The sequence below is a fragment of the Micromonospora sp. ATLC20 genome (assembly GCF_057196585.1).
This window is the reverse complement of record NZ_JBXUOV010000004.1, coordinates 1-20033: the sequence shown is the minus strand read 5'-3', so window position 1 is coordinate 20033 and position 20033 is coordinate 1. Positions and strand designations below refer to the sequence as shown.

Annotated in this window: 16 protein-coding genes and 1 pseudogene; 7 read left to right on the top strand and 10 right to left on the bottom strand. The window is 73.8% G+C overall.

Features of this window, described 5'->3' with window-relative positions; translation table 11 throughout:
- Positions 1-29 precede the first annotated feature (29 nt).
- Positions 30-1529: a DedA family protein gene (locus AC2CHG_RS02075; protein ID WP_484524046.1), complete on the bottom strand. Its 1500-nt coding sequence runs from the start codon at positions 1527-1529 to the stop codon at positions 30-32.
- A 131-nt stretch (positions 1530-1660) separates the two neighbouring features.
- Between AC2CHG_RS02075 and typA the strand changes: the two genes are divergently transcribed.
- Complete coding sequence (gene typA, locus AC2CHG_RS02070) at positions 1661-3529, top strand: translational GTPase TypA (protein WP_484524045.1); 1869 nt, start codon at positions 1661-1663, stop codon at positions 3527-3529.
- Positions 3530-3773: 244 nt separating this feature from the next.
- Here the strand turns inward: typA and AC2CHG_RS02065 are convergent, their stop codons facing one another.
- Complete coding sequence (locus AC2CHG_RS02065) at positions 3774-4439, bottom strand: class I SAM-dependent methyltransferase (RefSeq protein WP_355509113.1); 666 nt, start codon at positions 4437-4439, stop codon at positions 3774-3776.
- 72 nt (positions 4440-4511) lie between these two features.
- On the opposite strand from AC2CHG_RS02065, the gene AC2CHG_RS02060 reads away from it, so the two are divergent.
- The gene (locus AC2CHG_RS02060) at positions 4512-5378 is read left to right on the top strand and encodes a serine hydrolase (RefSeq protein ID WP_484524044.1); all 867 of its coding nucleotides are present in this window, start codon (positions 4512-4514) and stop codon (positions 5376-5378) included.
- A 5-nt stretch (positions 5379-5383) separates the two neighbouring features.
- Here the strand turns inward: AC2CHG_RS02060 and AC2CHG_RS02055 are convergent, their stop codons facing one another.
- A complete protein-coding gene (locus tag AC2CHG_RS02055; RefSeq protein ID WP_262014676.1) occupies positions 5384-6181 on the bottom strand; it encodes a tyrosine-protein phosphatase in 798 nt (265 codons plus the stop codon).
- A gap of 44 nt (positions 6182-6225) precedes the next feature.
- Here AC2CHG_RS02055 and AC2CHG_RS02050 point away from each other — a divergent pair, with 44 nt between their 5' ends.
- Both AC2CHG_RS02050 and AC2CHG_RS02045 read left to right on the top strand, forming a co-directional pair.
- Positions 6226-7323 carry a mandelate racemase/muconate lactonizing enzyme family protein gene (locus AC2CHG_RS02050; protein ID WP_484524043.1) on the top strand — a complete coding sequence of 366 codons (1098 nt, stop codon included), beginning with the start codon at positions 6226-6228 and terminating at the stop codon, positions 7321-7323.
- A 57-nt stretch (positions 7324-7380) separates the two neighbouring features.
- Positions 7381-8448, top strand: coding sequence for a C40 family peptidase (locus tag AC2CHG_RS02045; protein WP_355509105.1), 1068 nt, complete (start codon positions 7381-7383; stop codon positions 8446-8448).
- A 58-nt stretch (positions 8449-8506) separates the two neighbouring features.
- Here the strand turns inward: AC2CHG_RS02045 and AC2CHG_RS02040 are convergent, their stop codons facing one another.
- Entirely contained in the window at positions 8507-9505 is a 999-nt protein-coding gene (locus tag AC2CHG_RS02040) for a TerC family protein (protein WP_194803519.1), read from the bottom strand.
- A gap of 389 nt (positions 9506-9894) precedes the next feature.
- Here AC2CHG_RS02040 and AC2CHG_RS02035 point away from each other — a divergent pair, with 389 nt between their 5' ends.
- Positions 9895-10188 (top strand): antibiotic biosynthesis monooxygenase family protein, encoded by a 294-nt coding sequence (locus AC2CHG_RS02035; RefSeq protein WP_013287496.1) that lies wholly within the window; start codon positions 9895-9897, stop codon positions 10186-10188.
- Positions 10189-10297: 109 nt separating this feature from the next.
- Here the strand turns inward: AC2CHG_RS02035 and AC2CHG_RS02030 are convergent, their stop codons facing one another.
- The 4 genes from AC2CHG_RS02030 to uvrB all read right to left on the bottom strand — a co-directional run bounded on the left by AC2CHG_RS02030 (position 10298) and on the right by uvrB (position 14644).
- The gene (locus tag AC2CHG_RS02030; protein WP_355509103.1) at positions 10298-11197 is read right to left on the bottom strand and encodes a DUF5753 domain-containing protein; all 900 of its coding nucleotides are present in this window, start codon (positions 11195-11197) and stop codon (positions 10298-10300) included.
- Positions 11198-11282: 85 nt separating this feature from the next.
- Positions 11283-11651, bottom strand: coding sequence for a VOC family protein (locus tag AC2CHG_RS02025; RefSeq protein ID WP_262014672.1), 369 nt, complete (start codon positions 11649-11651; stop codon positions 11283-11285).
- Between the two features lie 25 nt (positions 11652-11676).
- Positions 11677-12513 (bottom strand): helix-turn-helix domain-containing protein, encoded by an 837-nt coding sequence (locus AC2CHG_RS02020; protein WP_484524042.1) that lies wholly within the window; start codon positions 12511-12513, stop codon positions 11677-11679.
- 25 nt (positions 12514-12538) lie between these two features.
- Positions 12539-14644 (bottom strand): excinuclease ABC subunit UvrB, encoded by a 2106-nt coding sequence (uvrB, locus tag AC2CHG_RS02015; RefSeq protein WP_135241208.1) that lies wholly within the window; start codon positions 14642-14644, stop codon positions 12539-12541.
- 298 nt (positions 14645-14942) lie between these two features.
- On the opposite strand from uvrB, the gene AC2CHG_RS02010 reads away from it, so the two are divergent.
- The gene (locus AC2CHG_RS02010; protein ID WP_484524041.1) at positions 14943-16568 is read left to right on the top strand and encodes a hypothetical protein; all 1626 of its coding nucleotides are present in this window, start codon (positions 14943-14945) and stop codon (positions 16566-16568) included.
- Between the two features lie 25 nt (positions 16569-16593).
- Here the strand turns inward: AC2CHG_RS02010 and coaE are convergent, their stop codons facing one another.
- Positions 16594-17778: a dephospho-CoA kinase gene (gene coaE, locus AC2CHG_RS02005; RefSeq protein WP_484524040.1), complete on the bottom strand. Its 1185-nt coding sequence runs from the start codon at positions 17776-17778 to the stop codon at positions 16594-16596.
- A gap of 161 nt (positions 17779-17939) precedes the next feature.
- Positions 17940-19469 carry a 30S ribosomal protein S1 gene (gene rpsA, locus AC2CHG_RS02000; RefSeq protein WP_262014668.1) on the bottom strand — a complete coding sequence of 510 codons (1530 nt, stop codon included), beginning with the start codon at positions 19467-19469 and terminating at the stop codon, positions 17940-17942.
- Between the two features lie 312 nt (positions 19470-19781).
- Here rpsA and AC2CHG_RS01995 point away from each other — a divergent pair.
- Positions 19782-20033 (top strand): annotated as a pseudogene (locus tag AC2CHG_RS01995) (SAM-dependent methyltransferase); the annotation flags it as partial.

The following is a 20033-nucleotide window of genomic DNA, read 5'->3' as shown; positions in this document are numbered from 1 at the left end:
ACCTCCCCGTAGTCCCCCGTCGGCGCACCCTAGCAAGGATCGACAGGTCCGGGGGGTACCCGGAACGCGGACCGGCGGCCCCGGGGCCGGGGCGGCGACTCCCCCGCCACCGCGTCGGCCGGCCCCTCGTCCGGCTCCGCGCCGGCGGACCGTTCCTCCCGGTCCGCGCCGCCCGGTCGCTCGTCCCGGTCGGTCAAGCGGTCCCGGGTCGCCCACGCCACCACGAACACGGTGGTCCAGGCGACGCCCAGCAGGACCGCCGTGACGGTGCCGCTCGCCGTACTGAAGCCCAGGTAGAGCCGTGCGCCGGTGACAGTGACCACGCCCGCCGACGCGACCGTCCAGACCGCCGCGCCCACCGGCCAGCGGGCGCCGTGCGACAGCAGCCAGGCGAGCGTGCCGAAGCTCGCGGTCACCACCGCGTTCTGCGTCGGGAACAGGTCACCGGGGCGGTCCGGGCCGCCCGGGCCGGTCAGGTCCGCGACGACGACGAGCAACACCAGCGGCACGGCGGCGCCGACGGTGCCCACCACCCCGAGCGGGTCCGCCCGCCACGCCCGGCCGCGCCGGGCCACCACGGCGGCCACCACCGCCACCGCGGCGATCAGCACCCAGCCGCGCAGCACCGACACCGCCAGCAACGCCGTGTCGACCACCCCGGGGGTACGCCGGGCGGCGAACCAGTCGGCGACCAGGCCGTCGAGGACGTACAGTCCGCTCTGCGCGACCACCGCCTCCAGCAGGACCGCCACGGCCAGCCCGGCGACGAACAGCAGCGCCAGCCCCAGCGCCAGGTTGATCAGCAGCGTCCAGGCCGGGCCGACCCGCATGGCGACCAGGAAGAACAGCACCCCGTACCGGGCCCGCAGCCAGCGCAGCGGCGGCAACGCGGCGGCCCGTGCGGCCAGCGCGCGTACCGGGTCCGGGTTGCGGCCCAGCCAGCGGCCGGCGAGCACGACGGCGAGCAGGCACAGCAGCAGGGCCAGCACCGCGCCGGTGGCCCGGCCGAGCAGCTTCGACACCCGCTCGTACGACTCACCGGCCAGGTAGCCGGCCAGCACCGAGGCGCCCACCCAGCTCGCCACCCCGGCCAGGTTCCACGGCGCGAACCGCCGGTACGGCATCCCGGCCGACCCGGCCAGCCGGGGCGCCAGCGTGCGGGCGAACGCGATCCAGCGGGCCGCGAGCACACCCCGGCCGCCGAGGCGCTCCAGCAGCGAGTCGGCCCGCCGCCACCGGTGCGCGCCGATCCGGGCACCCACCCCCGAGGCACGCAGACGGGGGCCGTAGCGGCGGCCGGCCCGCCACGCGAGTGTGTCTCCGATCACGGCGGCGGCGGTCATCGCCACCAGCACGGGCGCGAGGCGCAGCGTCCCCGCGTACGCTAGGAAGCCGACCAGAAGCAGGGTCGCCTCGCCGGGCATCAGCAGCCCGACGATCACCGCGGTCTCCGCCGCGACGATCGCCGCGGCGGCCACGTAGATCAGCAGGGGCGGCAGCTCCTGCAGCCAGCTCAGCAGGTCAGGCATCGGACACCCCGCACGGGTGTCAGCATGCCAGTCGCTGGAACGGTCGGCACAGCACTTTCGACGCAGATCCGGGTTGTCTCGGGGTGACCCCGAGGCGTGCCCCGGCAACCGCAGACAGGAGTATGGAGGGTATGCAGCTACGCACCGACCTCCGCAACGTCGCCATCATCGCCCACGTCGACCACGGCAAGACGACCCTGGTCGACGCCATGTTGCGGCAGGCCGGCGCCTACGGCGCCCGTGGTGAGAACACCGAGCGGGTCATGGACTCGATGGACCTCGAGCGCGAGAAGGGCATCACCATCCTCGCCAAGAACACCGGCGTGCGGTACCTGCCGGCGGACGGCTCGGAGCCCGTCACCATCAACATCATCGACACCCCCGGTCACGCCGACTTCGGCGGCGAGGTCGAGCGCGGCCTGACCATGGTCGACGGTGTGGTGCTGCTCGTCGACGCCAGCGAGGGCCCCCTGCCGCAGACCCGGTTCGTGCTCCGCAAGGCGCTGCGCGCCCGGCTGCCGATCATCCTGGTGATCAACAAGGTGGACCGTCCGGACGCCCGGATCAAGGAGGTCGTGGACGACACGTACGAGCTGTTCCTCGACCTGGACGCCGACGAGGAGCAGATCGACTTCCCGATCGTCTACGCCTGCGCCCGCGACGGCATCGCCTCGCTGACCCAGCCCGCCGACGGCGCCGTCCCGGACGACAGCAGCAACCTGGAGCCGCTGTTCCGCACCCTGCTGGACACCATCCCCGCGCCCGCGTACGACGAGGGCGCGCCGCTGCAGGCGCACGTCACCAACCTCGACGCCTCGCCGTTCCTGGGCCGGCTCGCGCTGTGCCGGGTCCGCCAGGGCACCATCAGCAAGGGCCAGACCGTGGCCTGGTGCCGCACCGACGGCAGCACCCAGCGGGTACGCATCTCCGAGCTGCTGATGACCGAGGGCCTGGAGCGCAAGCCGGCCGAGTCCGCCGGGCCGGGCGACATCATCGCCGTCGCCGGCATCCCGGAGATCATGATCGGTGAGACGCTCGCCGACGCCGAGAACCCGGTCCCGCTGCCGCTGATCACCGTGGACGAGCCGGCCATCTCGATGACCATCGGCACCAACACCTCGCCGCTCGTCGGCCGGGTCAAGGGCGCCAAGGTCACCGCCCGGATGGTCAAGGACCGGCTCGACAAGGAGCTGATCGGCAACGTCTCGCTGCGGGTGCTGCCCACCGAGCGGCCGGACGCCTGGGAGGTGCAGGGCCGCGGTGAGCTGGCCCTGGCGATCCTGGTCGAGCAGATGCGCCGCGAGTCCTTCGAGCTGACCGTCGGCAAGCCGCAGGTCGTCACCAAGGAGATCGACGGCAAGACCTGCGAGCCGGTCGAGCGGCTGACCATCGACGCCCCGGAGGAGTACCTGGGCGCGATCACCCAGCTCCTGGCCACCCGCAAGGGCCGGATGGAGCAGCTGGTCAACCACGGCACCGGCTGGATCCGGATGGAGTGGCTGGTCCCGGCGCGCGGCCTGATCGGCTTCCGGACCGAGTTCCTCACCGAGACCCGCGGCACCGGCATCCTGCACCACGTCTTCGAGTCGTACGAGCCGTGGTTCGGCGAGCTGCGCACCCGCAACAACGGGTCGCTCGTCGCCGACCGCGCCGGTTCGGTCACCGCGTTCGCGATGACCAACCTCCAGGAGCGCGGCCAGCTCTTCGTCGAGCCCACCACCGAGGTGTACGAGGGCATGATCGTCGGTGAGAACTCCCGCTCCGACGACATGGACGTCAACATCACCAAGGAGAAGAAGCTCACCAACATGCGCTCGTCGACCGCCGACGAGACCGAGAAGCTGATCCCGCCGCGCAAGCTGTCCCTGGAGCAGGCCCTGGAGTTCTGCCGCGAGGACGAGTGCGTCGAGGTCACCCCGGCCGCGGTGCGCATCCGCAAGGTGGTGCTCGACCAGCAGCAGCGTGGCCGGGCCGCCGCCCGCCGCAAGCACGCCGGCTGACCCACCAGCTCACCAGCCCCACCCGGAGCCCGGCCCGCCCCTCGGCGGACCGGGCTCCCCCCTTCCCCTCCCCACCGCTGCCGCCCATCGCTGGACGATCATGAGGTTGGCGGCAGTCCTGGAGATCAAATCCGCCGCCAACTTCATGATCGACGGGTCGGGTGCGAGAGGGCGCGACGGGCGGCCACGGGGTGCAGGGCGGCGGGCGGCGGGCGGCAACGAGGGCGGGGCCGGCAGGGTGGGGTCAGTGGGGCTTGGTGGCCTCCAGGGCCAGGACGTCGGGGATCGGGCCGGAGCCGGACTCGACCACCCGGGTCAGCCGCAGGCCGGCGCCCGCCACGGCGTCCAGCAGGCCGGCCAGCGGCAGGTGCCACGCGCCGACCCGCGCCCGCACCCCGGTCGCGTTCCACGAGCGGACCGTGCGGTCCCGCGAGGCGTACCCGCCGTCGATCACGATCCGCTCCGGCTCGGACCGGTCGGCGAACGCACCCACGAAACACGGGTGCACGCCGACGTGCACCAGGCGGCCGCCGGGTGCCAGCACCCGCGCCGCCTCGGCGACGGCCGCCGGATAGTCCGGCATGTCGGTGTGCGCGAGCACGCAGACCACCGCCGGTACGGCGCCGGCGGACAGCGGCAACGCCGTCGCGTCGGCACGGGCCACCGGCAGCCGGGCACGGGCGTGGCGTAGCTGCCCGCCGGACAGGTCCACCCCCACCGGTGTCCATCCGAGACGCTTCAGCTCGGCGGCGTGCGCCCCGGTACCGCAGCACAGGTCCACGCAGCGGCCGGGGCCGTCCCCCAGCAGGTCGGCCAGCACCGACCGGACCCGGTCCATGTAGACCGACGAGGTCTCGCTGGCGTACTCCTCGTACCAGTCGGCGATGTCGTCGTACAACGGGGTCGTCATCTCCGCACGCTAGCCCGCACCCGCGCCCGCCGCTGCCCCGCGTACGCCACGAAGATCCGCTACGGTGCGCTCATGACCTGGGAGGAACTCGACGCACACCTGGACCGGGTGCCCGGCACCGTCTCCGCGTACGTGGGCCGCCCCGGCGCGCGGCCGACGTGGACGCGGCGGGCCGACGCCACCCACTACGCGGCGAGCACCATGAAGCTGGCCGTGCTGGTGGCGCTGTTCCGCGCCGCCGAGGCGGGCCGGCTCGACCTGGACGCGCCGGTGCCGGTGCGCAACTCGTTCGACTCCGCGCTGCCGGGCGCGCCCCGGTTCGCAAACGACCGCGACTACGACAACGACGACGCGGTCTGGGATCGCGTCGGCGGCGAGGCGCCGCTGCGCTGGCTCGCCGAACGGATGATCGTCCGGTCCAGCAACCTCGCCACGAACATCTGCATCGGCGAGGTGGGGCTGCCCGCCGTGGCGCAGGCGTGGGCGCTCGCCGGTGCCCGGCACAGCGTCACCGGCCGCGGCATCGAGGACTTCGCCGCCCGCGACTCCGGCATCGACAACCTGGTCACCGCCGCCGACCTGGCGGGCCTGCTCGGTGAGCTGGCGCTCGGCGCGACCCGGCCCGGCCCGCTCGCCTCACCGGCCGGCTGCGCCGCCATGCTCGACGTGCTCGTCGCCCAGGAACACCGCGAGGACCTGGCCGCCGGGCTGCCCGACGGCACCCGGATCGCGCACAAGGGCGGCTGGGTACGCGGCGTTCGCCACGGCGCGGGCGTGGTGTTCCCGGACGACGCGCCGCCGTACACGATCGTCGTCTGCACCACCACCGAGCTGGCCGACGGCGGCGCGGACGGTGACGAGGTCTCCGACGACGCCTGCCAGCTGATCGCGCACGTCTCCGAGCGGGTCTGGGCCGCGCGGCACGACCTGGCCGGCTGACCCGGCTACTCCAGCAGCCGCTCGCGCAGCGCGGCGCGGTGCGCGTCGGTCACCCCCAGACCGTCGCGCAGGTACGCGTCGAACGAGCCGTGCGCGCGGCGCACCTCGTCGTAGGCGGCGTCGAGGTATTCCGGGCGCACCTCCAGCAGCGGCCGGGCCACCGCCGGGTCCAGGTCCGGCCGGCGCTGGATCATCGCGGACAGCAGCACCTCGCGCAGGCTCTCGGTCAGCTCGTTGTGCACCAGGTAGTCGGCGCGGATCGCCTCCTCCTCCACGCCCAGCGCGGTCAGCAGCACCACCGACAGCCAGCCGGTGCGGTCCTTCCCGGCCGAGCAGTGGAACAGCAGCGGCAGGTTCGCGCCCTCGGCGGCCAGCCGCACCGCCGCGCCGAAACCGGTCCGCGCCGACTCCCCGGTGACGAACCAGCGGTAGATCGCCGTCATCGCCCCCGGCATGCCCTCGCGGGCCAGCGCCGCGTACGCGTCCAGGTCGTGGCCCTGCAGCACCGCCGAGACGTAGGTGAACACCGGGTGCGCCGCGTCGTAGACCGGCAGGTGCACGGTGCGGGGCTCGCCCACCAGCCGGTCCGGCGGGGCCACCGCCTGCTCGTGGACGTCGCGCAGGTCCACCACGCACGCCGGGCCGAGTTTGCTCAGCACCGGCAGGTCCTCGTCGGTGAGCCGGCCCAGCGCGGGTGTGCGGATGAGCCGCCCCGCCCGTACCCGCCGCCCGTCGCTCGTCGGCAGTCCACCCAGGTCACGCGCGTTCGGCGCGCCCACCAGCTCCCATTCCCGCCCGGCCATCGGCCCTCCCCTGCTCGCCGCCAGTTGGCTATAGGGTGCCCCACATGACGATCGCCGCGGTACGCACCCACCGTCTGTCGGCCCCCTTACACACCCCGTTCGTCACCGCGCTGCGCCGTACCACCACCGTGGACACGCTGGTCGTGGAGGTGGTCGACGGCGACGGCCGGTCCGGTTTCGGGGAGGCGCCGCAGGTCTGGCAGGTCACCGGCGCGTCGGTGGCCGGCGCCGAGGCGTGCGTACGCGAACTGCTCGCGCCACTGCTGATCGGCCGCGACGCCGACGACCTCCAAGCGGCAGGCGCGCTGGTGCGCCGCGCCGTGGTGGGCAACGAGTCGGCGAAGGCGGCGCTCGACGTGGCGCTGCACGACCTGGCCGCGCGGCGGCTCGGCGTACCCCTGGTGCGCCTGCTCGGTGGCACGGCGCTGCGCGTGCCGACCGACGTCACACTGGCCGCCGGCGACGCGGTCGACCTGGCCGCGACGGCGGCGCGGCGCGGCGCCGAGGGGTTCAGCGTGCTCAAGCTCAAGGTCGGCACCGACGCCCGCGGCGACCTGGACCGGGTCCGCGCGGTGCGGGCCGCGGTCGGCCCGGACGTGCGGATCCGGCTGGACGCCAACCAGGGCTGGACGCCCCGGGAGGCGGTGCGGGTGATCCGCGCGATCGAGGACTCGGGGCTCGACGTGGAACTGGTCGAGCAGCCGGTGCACCGCCGCGACCTGGACGGGCTGGCCTGGGTCAGCGACCGGGTGGACCTGCCGATCCTGGCCGACGAGTCCGTCTTCGACGTGCGCGACCTGGTCGAGGTGATCCGGCGGCGCGCCGCCGACATGGTCAACGTGAAGCTGGCCAAGTGCGGCGGCCTGCAACCGGCCCGCACGCTGCTCGACCTGGCCGCCGCGCACGGCATGGGCACCATCGTCGGTTCGATGATGGAGGGACCGGTGGGGGTCGGCGCCGCGGCCAGCCTGGTCGCCGCGTCCGGCACCACCGCCGTGTCGGACCTCGACGCCGCCTGGTGGCTGGCCTGGTCGCCGGTCACCGGGGGCATCCGGTACGAGGGCGCGAGCGTGCTGCTGCCGGACGCTCCGGGCCTGGGGGTCACCGGCCTGCGTGAAGCTAAAATTCAGACAAGTGGTTGAGCAACGTCAGAATTTTTCATATGGTCGCCCGGACGACCACCGGAGAGAGGGGTACGCGTGGCACCTCAGCCCGGCCGCCGGGCCGTCGTACGGGTACCGGTGGCGACCCTGTGGACCGCTCCCGAGGCGGTACGCCCGATCGACTGCCCCGCCCTCGCCGGCTCGCCCGACGTCGCCGCCTGGATCGCCGGCATGGACCGCGACCAGCTCGTCGGTGACTGCGTCCTGACCCAGCTGCTGCTCGGCGAGCCGGTGCGCGTCACCGAGTCCCGGCCGGACGGCTGGGTGCGGGTGGTGGCGCTGGGCCAGCCAGCGGCGAAGCTCGGCGCCGACGGCTACCCGGGCTGGCTGCGGGCCGCCCACCTGGCCGACGCCGACCCGGCCGACACCGTCCCGTCCGACAGCGTCCCCGCCGGCCCCGCTCCGGCCGGCCTCGCCGCGTCCGGCGCGGCGCGATCGGACCCCGCCTCGGCCGGACCGGCAGCGGTCGGCACCGGTCCGGCCGGTCCCGGTCCCGCTCCGGCCGGTTCCGGCCCGGCGGCCGACGGTCCGCTGACGGTCGACGTGGCCCGCACCGCGTTGCGTGCCGCACCCGGCGGCGACGCGGCGCTCACCGGCGTGGTCCTCGGCACCCGGCTCACCCCGGCCGGGCCGGCGGTGGACGGCAGGCGCCCGGTCCGCGTACCCGGGCGGGCCGACCCGCTCTGGGCCCCGGAGGACGACCTGGTGCCGCTGCCCGCCGAGCGCCCCGAAGCCGAGGAGGTGCTCGCGGTCGCCGAACGGCTGCGCGACCTGGTCTACGTCTGGGGCGGCATGTCCACCGACGGCATCGACTGCTCCGGGCTGGTGCACCTGGCCTGGCGGCGGTACGGGATCACGCTCCCCCGCGACGCCGACGACCAGGCGGCGGCGACCTCGCGGGTGCCGCTGGACGCCGAACGCCCCGGCGACCTCTACTTCTTCGCCCGGCCCGGCCGGCGCATCCACCACGTCGGGATCGTGTCGGCCGAGCCGCGCGGCGGCCGGCGCCGGATGCTGCACGCCTGCTACCTGACCCGCCGGGTGGTCGAGGAGGAGCTACCGGCCGACCGGACCGCCACCCTCGTCGGCGCCCACCGCGTCTGACCGCCGACACGCCGCGGGGCGCCCCCGGCACGGGAGCGCCCCGGACGGGACGGGTGGGTCAGCGGCGGGCCTGGGCCAGTTCCCGGCGCCGGTCCCGCGACGACTTCGCCAGGCTGGCGGCGGTGGCCACACCCAGGGTGCCGAGGATGACCGTCAGCGACAGCCAGATCGGGATGTGCGGGGCCCACGCCACGTGCTCGCCGCCGTTGATGAACGGCAGGTTGTTCTCGGCCAGCGCCTCCAGCACCAGCTTCACGCCGATGAAGCCGAGCACCACGGCGAGGCCGTAGCTGAGGTAGATGAGCCGGTCCAGCAGGCCGCCGAGCAGGAAGTAGAGCTGCCGCAGTCCCATCAGCGCGAACACGTTCGCGGTGAAGACCAGGTACGGCTCCTGGGTGATGCCGAAGATCGCCGGGATCGAGTCCAGCGCGAAGATCAGGTCGGTGGTGCCGATCGCGATCATCACGATGAGCATCGGGGTGAAAAGGCGCCGCCCGTGCTCGTGGGTGGTCATCCGCGCCCCGTCGTAGTCACGGGACAGCGGGAGCGCCTTGCGGCTCCACCGGATCAGCAGGTTCTCGCTGAACTCGTCCTCGTCCGGCTCGCCCTGCCGAGCCAGGTTCACCGCGGTGTAGATGAGGAACGCGCCGAAGATGTAGAACACCCAGGAGAACTGGGAGATCAGCGCCGCGCCGGCCGCGATGAAGCCACCCCGCATGATCAGCGCCAGGATGATGCCGACGAGCAGCACCTTCTGCTGGTACTGCCGGGGCACCCCGAACCGGGCCATGATGATCACGAAGACGAAGAGGTTGTCCACCGAGAGGCTGTACTCGGTGAGCCAGCCGGTGTAGAACTCGCCTGCGACGCGGCCACCCGCGGTCAGCCAGAGCACCACGCCGAAGATCAGCGCCAGGCCGACGTAGAAGCCCACCCACAGGCTGGACTCCCGGACGCTCGGCTCGTGCGGCCGCCGGCCGATGATGAACAGGTCGGCGAGCAGGACCGCGATCATCGCGATCAGCGTTACCGCCCACACCAATGCGGACACGTTCAAATCCATCCTCCGGCAGACACGCTGCGTCGGGCACACCGTACGCCGGGTGCGGTGCCGGGGTGCGTCGACGCTGACAGGGGTGACTGTCGGAGGTCTCTTCCGCCGGAGCCCGGGTGCCGGGTTCCGACCGGCGGAGCCGGGTCGGGCCACCGGGGGTGCCGGCGCTCTTCCGTGCTGACGACTCCGTCGCGGGGGAATACTCCCCTCCTCGGCCGCCATTGTTCACCATCGCACCCAGGTGGCGCATCTCCGGGGCGTCCGTCGATCTCTCGACGTGCTGTGGCTCACGTCCCGCAGGGCGTCCTAGGAGGCTAGCCGTCCTCTGGCGAGGCACGCCGGGACGTCACCCGGGACGCACCGGCGGCGGGCCGGCATGGCAGGCTGCCTGCATGGTTCTTGAGGTCGCGCTGATCGATGTCACGCCCGGACACGAGGACGAGTTCGCCGCCGCCTACGCGCAGGCGCGGCCGATCCTCGCCGGCGCCGAAGGCTGCCGCTCCGTGCGGATGACCCGGGGCGTGGAGTCGCCCACCCGGTTCGTGCTGCTCGTCGAGTGGGACTCGGTCGAGGCGCACGACGTGAACTTCCGCCAGACCGAACGGTTCGCGCAGTGGCGCGGGCTGATCGGCCCGCACTTCGCCGGTCCGCCGCTGGTCGAGCACTTCATCGACGTGCCGGCCTGAACTGTCGTACCCCTGCCGTAGCCTGCGCGCTGCGCGGCCACCGGTCCCGACGGGCATCGGGGGCGCCGGGCCCGGTGGTCGCGCCGCACCGACAGCGGGCCGTACGGGCTCACTCCAGCTCGTGCGGATCGCGCGGCCGGGGCACCGGCGCCGCGCCGAGCCGCCGGGCGACCAGCTCGGCGGAGGCGTCCGCCGGCAGTGCCGCGGCCAGCAGCCGCTCGATGACCCGCTCGTAGTGGGCCACGTCCGCCTCGGCGACCAGCCGCAGGTCGGTGGTGAGCGTCTCCACCAGCACGGTGCGCGGGTCGTCCGGGTCGGGGTAGGCGTAGTACGAGAACGGTGCCAGCGGGTGCGGTCCGTCGCCGCTCGACGCCGCGGACCGCAGCACCCGGACGGTGACACGGGGCCGTTCGGCGAGCGCGAGCAAGTGCCGCATCTGGTCGCGCCACACGTCGGCGGGCAGGCCGTCCGGGTCGCAGACGCGCTCGTCGACCAGCGCGGTGTAGTGCGGCGGGTCCGGCCGGATCAGCAGTTCCTGGCGTGCGGCTCGGGCGCGCACGTCGGCCTCCACGTCCACCTCGCCGGTCAGCGCCGCGCCGGCCGACACCCGCAATCGGGCGTACGCCGGGGTCTGGAGCAGGCCGGGCACGAGCACGCACTGGTACTCCACGATGCGCTCCGCGCCCGCCTCCAGCTCGGCGTACGCCCGCTGGCGCTCCCCCATCTCGCCGAGCGCCTTGGACCAGCCCCGGCCGGTGGCCGCGTCGCGGGCGATGACGATCAGCTCGTCGCGCTGCGGCGGCGGCACCGCGTAGACGTCGAGCAGGTCGAGCACGTCGGCCAGGTCGGGCCGGCTCTGCCCCAGCTCGATGCGGGACAGCTTCGACGTGGACGCCCAGCCCAGCCGGGTGCAGACCTGTTCGAGCGTGAGCGACTCGCGACGACGCAGCCGGCGCAGCTCCACACCGAGCCTCGCCCTCCGGACCACAGGACTTGCTGACAACGGCATGCACGCCTCCCGGGAGGGAGCGTACGCATCACCGTCACGCTCGGCAATACCTCGCCCACACAGCGCTACCGTGCGGGCGGCGCGCTCAGGGGCGGTACGTGCCGAACGACCAGACCAGCCCGGCCAGGTCGCGGGCCGCGTAGTCGCGGGAGCCGTAGTCGGTGTCGAACGGCGCCCGGACGATCTCCGCCCCGGCCACCCGGGCCCGCTCGTGGTGCGCGTCGACGTCGTCGAGCGCCACGTAGACGCGGTAGTCGTCGTCGGCCGGCCGGGACCGCGGCGCCGGCCCCGGGCCGAGCATCACCAGGTCGTCGCCGTACGCAAGCTCGGCGTGGCCGACCGTGCCGTCGGGGAGTTCGTGGGCCTCGCGCACGGTGAAGCCGAACGCGGAACAGAGGAAGTCGGCTGCGGCTCGCACGTCGGGATACCGCAGGACCGGATAGATGCTTCGCATGCCCGTCAGTCTGCCGCCGGAGCGGTCAGGCCGGATTGGACGAATGCGATCCGGGCCCGGTCAGCGCGGCCGGGGTGGCGCCGGCGAACTCGCGGAACTCCCGGATCAGGTGCGACTGGTCGTAGTAGCCCCACCGGGCGGCCCGCTCCGCCCACCCGGCGGCGTCCGGCACGGCGGCGTCCGCGGTGAGCAGCGTCCGGCCCAGGCTCGCGTACGCCCGCTCGAAGCGCAGCAGGCGGGCGACCGTCTTCGGCGGCAGGCCGAACTCCCGCCGGAACCGGACCGACAGGTGACGGCGGGACCAGCCCAGCTCGTCGGCGAGCGCGGCCACGCCGACCGCTCCCCCGCTGCCGTCCAGACGCCGCCAGGCAGCCAGCAGGTGCGGGTCCGGCGGCACTGTCGCCGCCAGCCGCGCGGCCACTGCCGCGTCGAGCCGGGCGAAGCGTTCCGGCCAGCCCGGCGTCTCGGCCAGCTCGTCGCGCAGCCGGGCCAGCCAGCCCGCCACCGCGTCGAGCGGCACCACCCGGTTGGTCAGCTCGGCCAGCGGCAGCCCGAGCAGGCGGCGGGCCGCCGGGGCGGTGAGCAGCACCTGCACCCCGGTGCCGGTCCCGGCCGTCCGGGTGGCACACCAGCCGTCGAACGGGCCGGCCAGGAAGGCGTTCGCGGCGGCCCCTCCCCGGCCGGGGGCACGCGGGTCGGTCACGTCGAGAGGGTCGCCCCAGCCGAGGATCAGCACCACGAACGCGCCCGCCACCTCCCGGCGTACCAGCGGAACGGGCGCGTCCTCGCGGTAGCCGAGGTAGCTGTCCACCCACCGGCGCAGCCGCGGGTCGGGCCGCCCGACGACGGCCTCGGTCAGCATCGCGCCGCCCCGGCCGTCGCGCCGGTCACCGGACCCCTGCGGCGTCCATCCCGCGCAGCTCCTTCTTGAGGTCGGCGACCTCGTCACGGATCCGCGCGGCCAGCTCGAACTGCAACTCCCGCGCGGCGGCGAGCATCTGGTCGTTGAGCTCCTGGATGAGGTTGGCCAGGTCGGCCCGGGCCATCCCCTCCCGCGACGGGGTGGCCGCGGCGCCCCGGCGGCTGCGGGTCTCCTTGACCGGCGCCTTGCCCCGGGACAGCTGCCGCACGGCACCGCCGACGTTGCTGTTCTCGGTGTCCTCCGCCTCGCGGTAGATGTCGTCGAGGATGTCGTGGATCTTCTTGCGCAGCGGCTCCGGCTTGATGCCGTTCGCCTCGTTGTGCGCGATCTGCTTGGCCCGGCGCCGGTTGGTCTCGTCGATCGCGCTCGCCATCGACGGGGTGATCTTGTCGGCGTACATGTGGACCTGGCCGGAGACGTTACGGGCCGCGCGGCCGATGGTCTGGATCAGCGACCGGCCGCTGCGCAGGAAGCCCTCCTTGTCGGCGTCGAGGATCGCCACCAGCGACACCTCGGGCAGGTCGAGACCCTCCCGGAGCAGGTTGATGCCGACGAGCACGTCGTAGTCGCCCTTGCGCAGCTCGCGCAGCAGCTCGACCCGGCGCAGCGTGTCGACCTCGGAGTGCAGGTAGCGCACCCGGATGCCGTTCTCCAGCAGGTAGTCGGAGAGATCCTCGGCCATCTTCTTGGTGAGCGTGGTGACGAGCACCCGCTCGTCCCGCTCGGTGCGCAGCTTGATCTCGTGCATGAGGTCGTCGATCTGGCCCTTCGTCGGCTTGAGAACCACCTCGGGGTCGATCAGGCCGGTGGGCCGGATCACCTGCTCGACGAACTCGCCCTGGGCCTGCTCCAGCTCCCACGGGCCGGGGGTGGCGGAGAGGTAGACCATCTGGCCCACCCGCTCCAGGAACTCGTCGAAGCGCAGCGGCCGGTTGTCGGCGGCGCTCGGCAGCCGGAAGCCGTGGTCGACCAGCATCCGCTTGCGGGAGGCGTCGCCCTCGTACATGCCGCCGATCTGCGGGATCGTCACGTGCGACTCGTCGACGACCGTCAGGAAGTCGTCGGGAAAGTAGTCGAGCAGGCAGTGCGGCGGGCTGCCCGGCAGCCGGCCGTCGATGTGCATGGAGTAGTTCTCGATGCCGGAGCAGAAGCCCACCTGGCGCATCATCTCGATGTCGTAGGTGGTGCGCATGCGCAGCCGCTGGGCCTCCAGCAGCTTGCCCTGCCGTTCCAGCTCGGCCAGCCGTTCGCCCAGCTCGGCCTCGATGTCGCGGATCGCCCGTTCCATCCGTTCCGGACCGGCGGCGTAGTGCGTGGCCGGGAAGATCATCAGGCTGTCGACCTCGCGGACCACGTCACCGGTCAGCGGGTTCAGGTAGTAGAGCTTCTCGATCTCGTCACCGAACAGCTCGATCCGGACCGCAAGCTCCTCGTACGCCGGGATGATCTCCAGCGTGTCGCCGCGGACCCGGAAGGTGCCGCGCTGGAAGGCCATGTCGTTGCGCGTGTACTGGATGTCGACCAGCCGGCGCAGCAGCTGGTCGCGGTCGAGCTCCTGCCCGACCTTGACCCGCACGGCCCGGTCGAGGTATTCCTCCGGGGTGCCCAGGCCGTAGATCGCCGAGACGGTGGCGACGACGATGACGTCCCGCCGGGTGAGCAGCGACATGGTGGCCGAGTGCCGCAGCCGCTCGACCTCCTCGTTGATCGAGGAGTCCTTCTCGATGTAGGTGTCGGTCTGCGGGATGTACGCCTCGGGCTGGTAGTAGTCGTAGTAGGAGACGAAGTATTCGACCGCGTTCTGCGGCAGCAGCTCGCCGAACTCCTTCGCCAGCTGGGCCGCGAGGGTCTTGTTGGGGGCGAGCACCAGGGTCGGCCGCTGGAGCCGCTCGACCAGCCACGCCGTGGTGGCGCTCTTGCCCGTGCCGGTCGCGCCGAGCAGCACCGTGTTGCGGTCGCCGCGCCGCACGCGACGCTCAAGCTCGTCGATGGCAGCCGGCTGGTCACCGGCCGGCTGGAACTCACTGACGACCTGGAAGCGGCCGTCGAGCCGGGGAATGTCGAGCGCCATGACACCAACCGTACGCCCGGGGTCCGACACTTCCGGCCACGACCACGGACCGTCCCTGATCGGCTTCGATATTCCCATTGTGTGGCTCATCTCACCGGTCTACCCTCGTACCGTAGGCCGCTCGCGGCGGCCGACCGGGCCGGTGATCGCCCCCTCGCGGGGCCGGTCGCCCCCGGCGCCAGGGCCGCAGCACCCGGGACGACCGGCGTGCGCGCCGACGGTGGTCGCGCGCAGCGCTGACCGGCCGCCGCGAGCGCCCCTGCTCGTCACCGAAACCCCGCTCTCGCGTTCTCCACTCGTGGGGACCTCTCCCGAGCGCCGGCCGCGACGCGAGCCCGACACCGGCACGCCCCCGCCCGCCGACGAGCCGGGCCGCCAGCGCGGCGCCAGCCGCCCCCACCGGCTCTCCGCGCGGGGCGACGGCGACCAGGCCGTACCCCGGGAACCGGGTCGCGGCCACCGGCGCGGCCGCACCAGCACACCGACCCGGCCCGCCACCGTGGCCGGCCGGCGCCGCCGGGCCGGCCTGTTCGACGGCCGCCGCCCCCCGCTCACCACCCGGCCGGACGGCGACCCGGAACTGGACGGCGCCGGCGACCCGCCGGACGGGCCGGACCGGCGCCGGATCGCCCTCGCCGCGCTCGTGGCCGCAGCCGCGCTCTCCGCCGCTACGCTCGTCGCCGCCCTGCCGTCCTGGGTGCCCGGCCGCACCGGCGACGCCCCGGCGACACGTGCCCTGACCGCCGCCGAGGCGGACCGGGTGGCCGCGCTGCGGGTCACCAACCTGCGCGACGTACGCGCCGGTGTCCGGGTCACAGTCGGCGCGGACGGTGCCCGTACCGAGTTGGTCGGCTGGGTCGACTGGGCCCGCCCCCTGGTCTACCTGGACGTCGGCGGCCCGGGTGCGGGCGACGACCGGGGCCTGGTGCAGGCCACCGCGTCCGCGCTGCTGGTACGGCCCGACCCGGGCGCGCTCCCCACCCCGGCCCGGCCGCCGCTGGTGCCGCCGGCGGACCGGTGGCGGATGCGTTCCCCGGCCGGCGGGCACGGCCTGGGCGCGGTACGCGACCTGCTGATCGGGCTCGGCGCCGACCGGGTCGATCCACCCGCCACCGACGGCCGGTGGCTACGCGGCGACCAGGTGGGCGGCGTCGCGGTGGACGTGCTCCAGGCGCCCCTCGCGCCGCCCGGTGACCCGCTGCCGACGCTGTGGGTGGACGCGGACGCCCGGCTGCACCGGCTCACCGGCCGGCTGGCCGACGGCACGCCCGTCACCGTGGACCTGACCCGCGCCGACCGGCCCACGCTGCACCCGGTGGACGCGCTCGGCGGCCGGCCCGGGCAGCCCCGGGCGCTCACCGACGACGAAGCCGCCCGGCTGGCCGCGCTACCCGCCCGGCTCCGGGCACTCGGCGGCGCGACGGTGACTGTGGCCGCTCCGCTCGGCCCGTCGGCGAACCTGCGGGCCACCGGCACGGTGAACTGGACGAGCCCGTCGGCGTACCTCGCGGTGATCGAGGAGGGCAGCGGCCGACGCACCCTGCGATGGGCCCGGCCGGGGCGGGTGGCCGAGGTGCAGCGTTCCCCCGACGGGCCCGCGACGCCACCCGCACCGGTGCCGGCCGCGCTGCTCGCGGCCCCCGCGCGGCCGCCCGGCGACGACCTCGACCGGCTGCTCGACGCGGCGCTGCGGACGGCCCGGCACGCGCCCGGCGGCACCGCCGTCCGGATCCGGGAGGACCGGCTGGACGACCGGGCCGTCGACGTGTTCGAACTGCCGGGCGGCCGCCGCCTGTGGCTGGACCGGGGTGGTCTGCCGCACCGGATGGAGCTGCGGGCCGGGTCCGGCGTGTGGATCGGGCTCGACCTCACGCCCGGTCGTGCGGCGGGCAGCGGCGGATCGTCGGCCTCGACGGCGCGCTGAGCCCGGCCCGCTCCCTACCGCCCGGTCAGGGCCGCCAGCCGGTCTGCGCGGCCCACTCCTCGGCGCGCAGGTGCTCCTCGTCGAACCAGGGATCGGTCACCGTGCCCCACGTGGCGTGCTCCGGCGCGGCCGCCGCCAGATCCCGCTTCACCTGGAGGTAGTCGGCCCGCCGTGCCGGGTCGGCGCGCAGGTGGTCGCGCATCAGCAGCGCGTACCGCCAGCCGGGCGAACCGGCCTCCCGCAGGTGCAGGCGCACCGGACGCGCCGGGTCCGCGCCGCCGTGCAGCCGCTTGGGCCAGCGCACCGGCTCCGGCTGCCGCGGCGCGTCCCACCACTCGCCCGGCAGCCGCGGGAAACCCGCCTCGGCCAGCCGCTGCGCGAGCGGCCCGTCCGCCTCGTCCAGCGAGGGCACCGTCACCTGAATGTCGATCACGTCCGGCGCGGCGAGCCCCGGCACGGCGGTGGAGCCGACGTGGTCGACCCGGATGTCACCGCCTGCGGCGTGGCGGATCCGGGCGGCCAGCCGGGCGTACTGCTCGGGCCAGGTCGGGTCCGGCCCGGGCGCGGCCGGGTCGGGTGGGACGGGTGGGACGGCACGGCGTTCGCGGACGTTGCGCTCGTAGGGCAGCAGACGGTCCCGCCAGAGGGTGTCCACGGCGGCGTGCAGATCGGTGAGCGTGCCGTCGTTCGTCAGCAGCACGTCGGCGACCGCACGGCGGGTCGCGTCGTCGGCCTGCGCGGCGATGCGCCGCTGCGCCTCCGCCGGGGCCATCCCCCGGTCGCGGGTCAGCCGGGCCATCCGGGTCGGCACGGCCGTCTGCACCACGACCACCAGGTGGTACGTCGGCGCGAGTCCCACCTCGACCAGCAGCGGTACGTCGTTGACGACGATCGCGTCGGCAGGGGCGGCGGCGACCAGTTCGGCGCTGCGCGCGCGTACCCGGGGGTGGGTGATCCCTTCGAGCGTGCGGCGGGCCGCCTCGTCGCCGAAGACCAGCGCGCCGAGGGCGGCCCGGTCCAGCGCCCCGTCGGCGTCCAGAACCTTTTCGGAGAAGGCGGCGACCACCTCGGCCAGCCCGTCGGTGCCGGGCGCGACGATCTCGCGGGCGATGCGGTCCGAGTCGACGATCACCGCGCCCAGCGTGGCGAGGCGGCTCGCCACCGCGCTCTTGCCCGATCCGATTCCGCCGGTCAGCCCCACCTTCAGCACCCGGACAGTCAACCGGATCCGGTGTCCGCGTGCCAAACCCGCCCGGCGTACGACGCGGGCCCCGCCCCCGGCGCTCCGCTGGTGCGGAACGCGGGGACGGGGCCCGTCGTCAGAGGCAGTCGCCGGTCCGTCCGGTGGGACGAACAGGCGTCAGCGTCCGGTCACTTGCCGCCGGCGAGCTTCTCCCGCAGCGCGGCGAGCGCCTCGTCGGTCGCGAGCGTACCGGCCGGCTCCTCGGCCTGACGGCTCGGGGCCGAGGTCGAGGTGGTGGTGCCGCTGGTGACCGGCGGAGCCGGGTTGGCAGCGGCCTCGGCGTCGGCGGCGCGGGAGGTCTGCACCTGCTTGGTGTGGGCCTCCCAGCGCTGACGCGCCTCGGCGTACTGCTGCTCCCAGGTCTCGCGCTGCTTGTCGTAGCCCTCGAGCCACTCGCCCGTCTCCGGGTCGAAGCCCTCCGGGTAGATGTAGTTGCCCTGGTCGTCGTAGGTCGCGGCCATGCCGTAGAGGGTCGGGTCGAAGTGCTCCTCGCCCTCGACGAAGCCCTCGTTGGCCTGCTTGAGCGACAGCGAGATCCGGCGGCGCTCCAGGTCGATGTCGATGACCTTGACCATGACCTCGGAGCCGACCTGCACGACCTGCTCCGGGATCTCCACGTGGCGCTCGGCCAGCTCGGAGATGTGGACCAGGCCCTCGATGCCGTCGTCCACGCGGACGAACGCACCGAACGGCACCAGCTTGGTGACCTTACCCGGCACGATCTGCTGGATCGCGTGGGTGCGGGCGAACTGACGCCACGGGTCCTCCTGCGTCGCCTTCAGCGACAGCGAGACCCGCTCGCGGTCCAGGTCGACGTCCAGGACCTCGACCTCGACCTCCTGGCCCACCTCGACGACCTCGGACGGGTGGTCGATGTGCTTCCAGGACAGCTCGGAGACGTGCACGAGGCCGTCCACGCCGCCCAGGTCGACGAACGCGCCGAAGTTGACGATCGAGGAGACGACGCCCTTGCGGACCTGCCCCTTCTGGAGCTTGTTGAGGAACTCGGTGCGCACCTCGGACTGCGTCTGCTCCAGCCAGGCACGGCGGGACAGGACCACGTTGTTGCGGTTCTTGTCCAGCTCGATGATCTTGGCTTCGAGTTCGCGGCCGACGTACGGCTGCAGGTCACGCACACGCCGCATCTCGACGAGCGACGCGGGCAGGAAGCCGCGCAGGCCGATGTCGAGGATGAGACCACCCTTGACGACCTCGATGACCGAGCCGCGGACGACGCCGTCCTCGTCCTTGATCTTCTCGATCGTGCCCCAGGCCCGCTCGTACTGCGCCCGCTTCTTGGAGAGGATCAGCCGACCCTCCTTGTCCTCCTTCTGGAGGACGAGGGCCTCGATGTGGTCACCCACCGAAACGACCTCGGCCGGGTCCACGTCGTGCTTGATCGACAACTCCCGAGAGGGGATGACACCCTCGGTCTTGTAGCCGATGTCGAGCAGGACCTCGTCCCGATCGACCTTGACGACGGTGCCTTCGACAATGTCGCCGTCGTTGAAGTACTTGATGGTCTCGTCGATCGCGGCGAGGAAAGCTTCCTCAGAGCCGAGGTCGTCGTGGGTGACCTTGTTGGCGCTCGAGGTGGCCTCGATGCTGCTCGTCATGTGGGCGGTTGCTCCGGTCGGATGGGTTGTCACAGCGGGCATGGGTGTCGCGGTGACTCTGCCGCGCCAACGGATCCGTCGCCGGGCACACCGAACGATCGACGCGAGAAGATCATTAGTGGCTCCGGTGACCGCGCACCTGCTCCCTGCCGAGGCACACGATCCGCGAGCGCATCGTCTAGCCTACCCGCTGCATTACCACAGCGTGCAAGCCCTCCCGGGTCCGTGCGAACTCATCCGCTGCGAAAGCGGAGATTTCGCGCGGTAAGGGGCCACAGCTGTCTCGTCCGTCACATCCGTCCCAACCGCCACCCCAACCGACCGGCCGGACGCCGCCGGACCTAGCGTGGACGGGTGGACGACGACAGGGTGACCCGCCGACGGGTCGACGCCGGGGAGATCCGCCGCGCGAACCGCGGATGGTGGGACACCGACGCCGACGCGTACCAGGCCGAGCACGGCGCGTTCCTCGGCGACGCCGACTTCGTCTGGTGCCCGGAGGGGCTGCGCGAGGCCGACGCCCGGCTGCTCGGCGACGTCGCCGGGCGGCGGATCCTCGAACTCGGCGCCGGGGCGGCCGCCGCCGCCCGCTGGCTCGCCGCCCAG

Bases quoted from the DNA above. Each gene is read 5' to 3' on its own strand.
- AC2CHG_RS02075 (WP_484524046.1), bottom strand. From the start codon at position 1,529: ATGCCTGACCTGCTGAGCTGGCTGCAGGAGCTGCCGCCCCTGCTGATC.
- typA (WP_484524045.1), top strand. From the start codon at position 1,661: ATGCAGCTACGCACCGACCTCCGCAACGTCGCCATCATCGCCCACGTC.
- AC2CHG_RS02065 (WP_355509113.1), bottom strand. From the start codon at position 4,439: ATGACGACCCCGTTGTACGACGACATCGCCGACTGGTACGAGGAGTAC.
- AC2CHG_RS02060 (WP_484524044.1), top strand. From the start codon at position 4,512: ATGACCTGGGAGGAACTCGACGCACACCTGGACCGGGTGCCCGGCACC.
- AC2CHG_RS02055 (WP_262014676.1), bottom strand. From the start codon at position 6,181: ATGGCCGGGCGGGAATGGGAGCTGGTGGGCGCGCCGAACGCGCGTGAC.
- AC2CHG_RS02050 (WP_484524043.1), top strand. From the start codon at position 6,226: ATGACGATCGCCGCGGTACGCACCCACCGTCTGTCGGCCCCCTTACAC.
- AC2CHG_RS02035 (WP_013287496.1), top strand. From the start codon at position 9,895: ATGGTTCTTGAGGTCGCGCTGATCGATGTCACGCCCGGACACGAGGAC.
- AC2CHG_RS02030 (WP_355509103.1), bottom strand. From the start codon at position 11,197: ATGCCGTTGTCAGCAAGTCCTGTGGTCCGGAGGGCGAGGCTCGGTGTG.
- AC2CHG_RS02025 (WP_262014672.1), bottom strand. From the start codon at position 11,651: ATGCGAAGCATCTATCCGGTCCTGCGGTATCCCGACGTGCGAGCCGCA.
- AC2CHG_RS02020 (WP_484524042.1), bottom strand. From the start codon at position 12,513: ATGCTGACCGAGGCCGTCGTCGGGCGGCCCGACCCGCGGCTGCGCCGG.
- uvrB (WP_135241208.1), bottom strand. From the start codon at position 14,644: ATGGCGCTCGACATTCCCCGGCTCGACGGCCGCTTCCAGGTCGTCAGT.
- rpsA (WP_262014668.1), bottom strand. From the start codon at position 19,469: ATGCCCGCTGTGACAACCCATCCGACCGGAGCAACCGCCCACATGACG.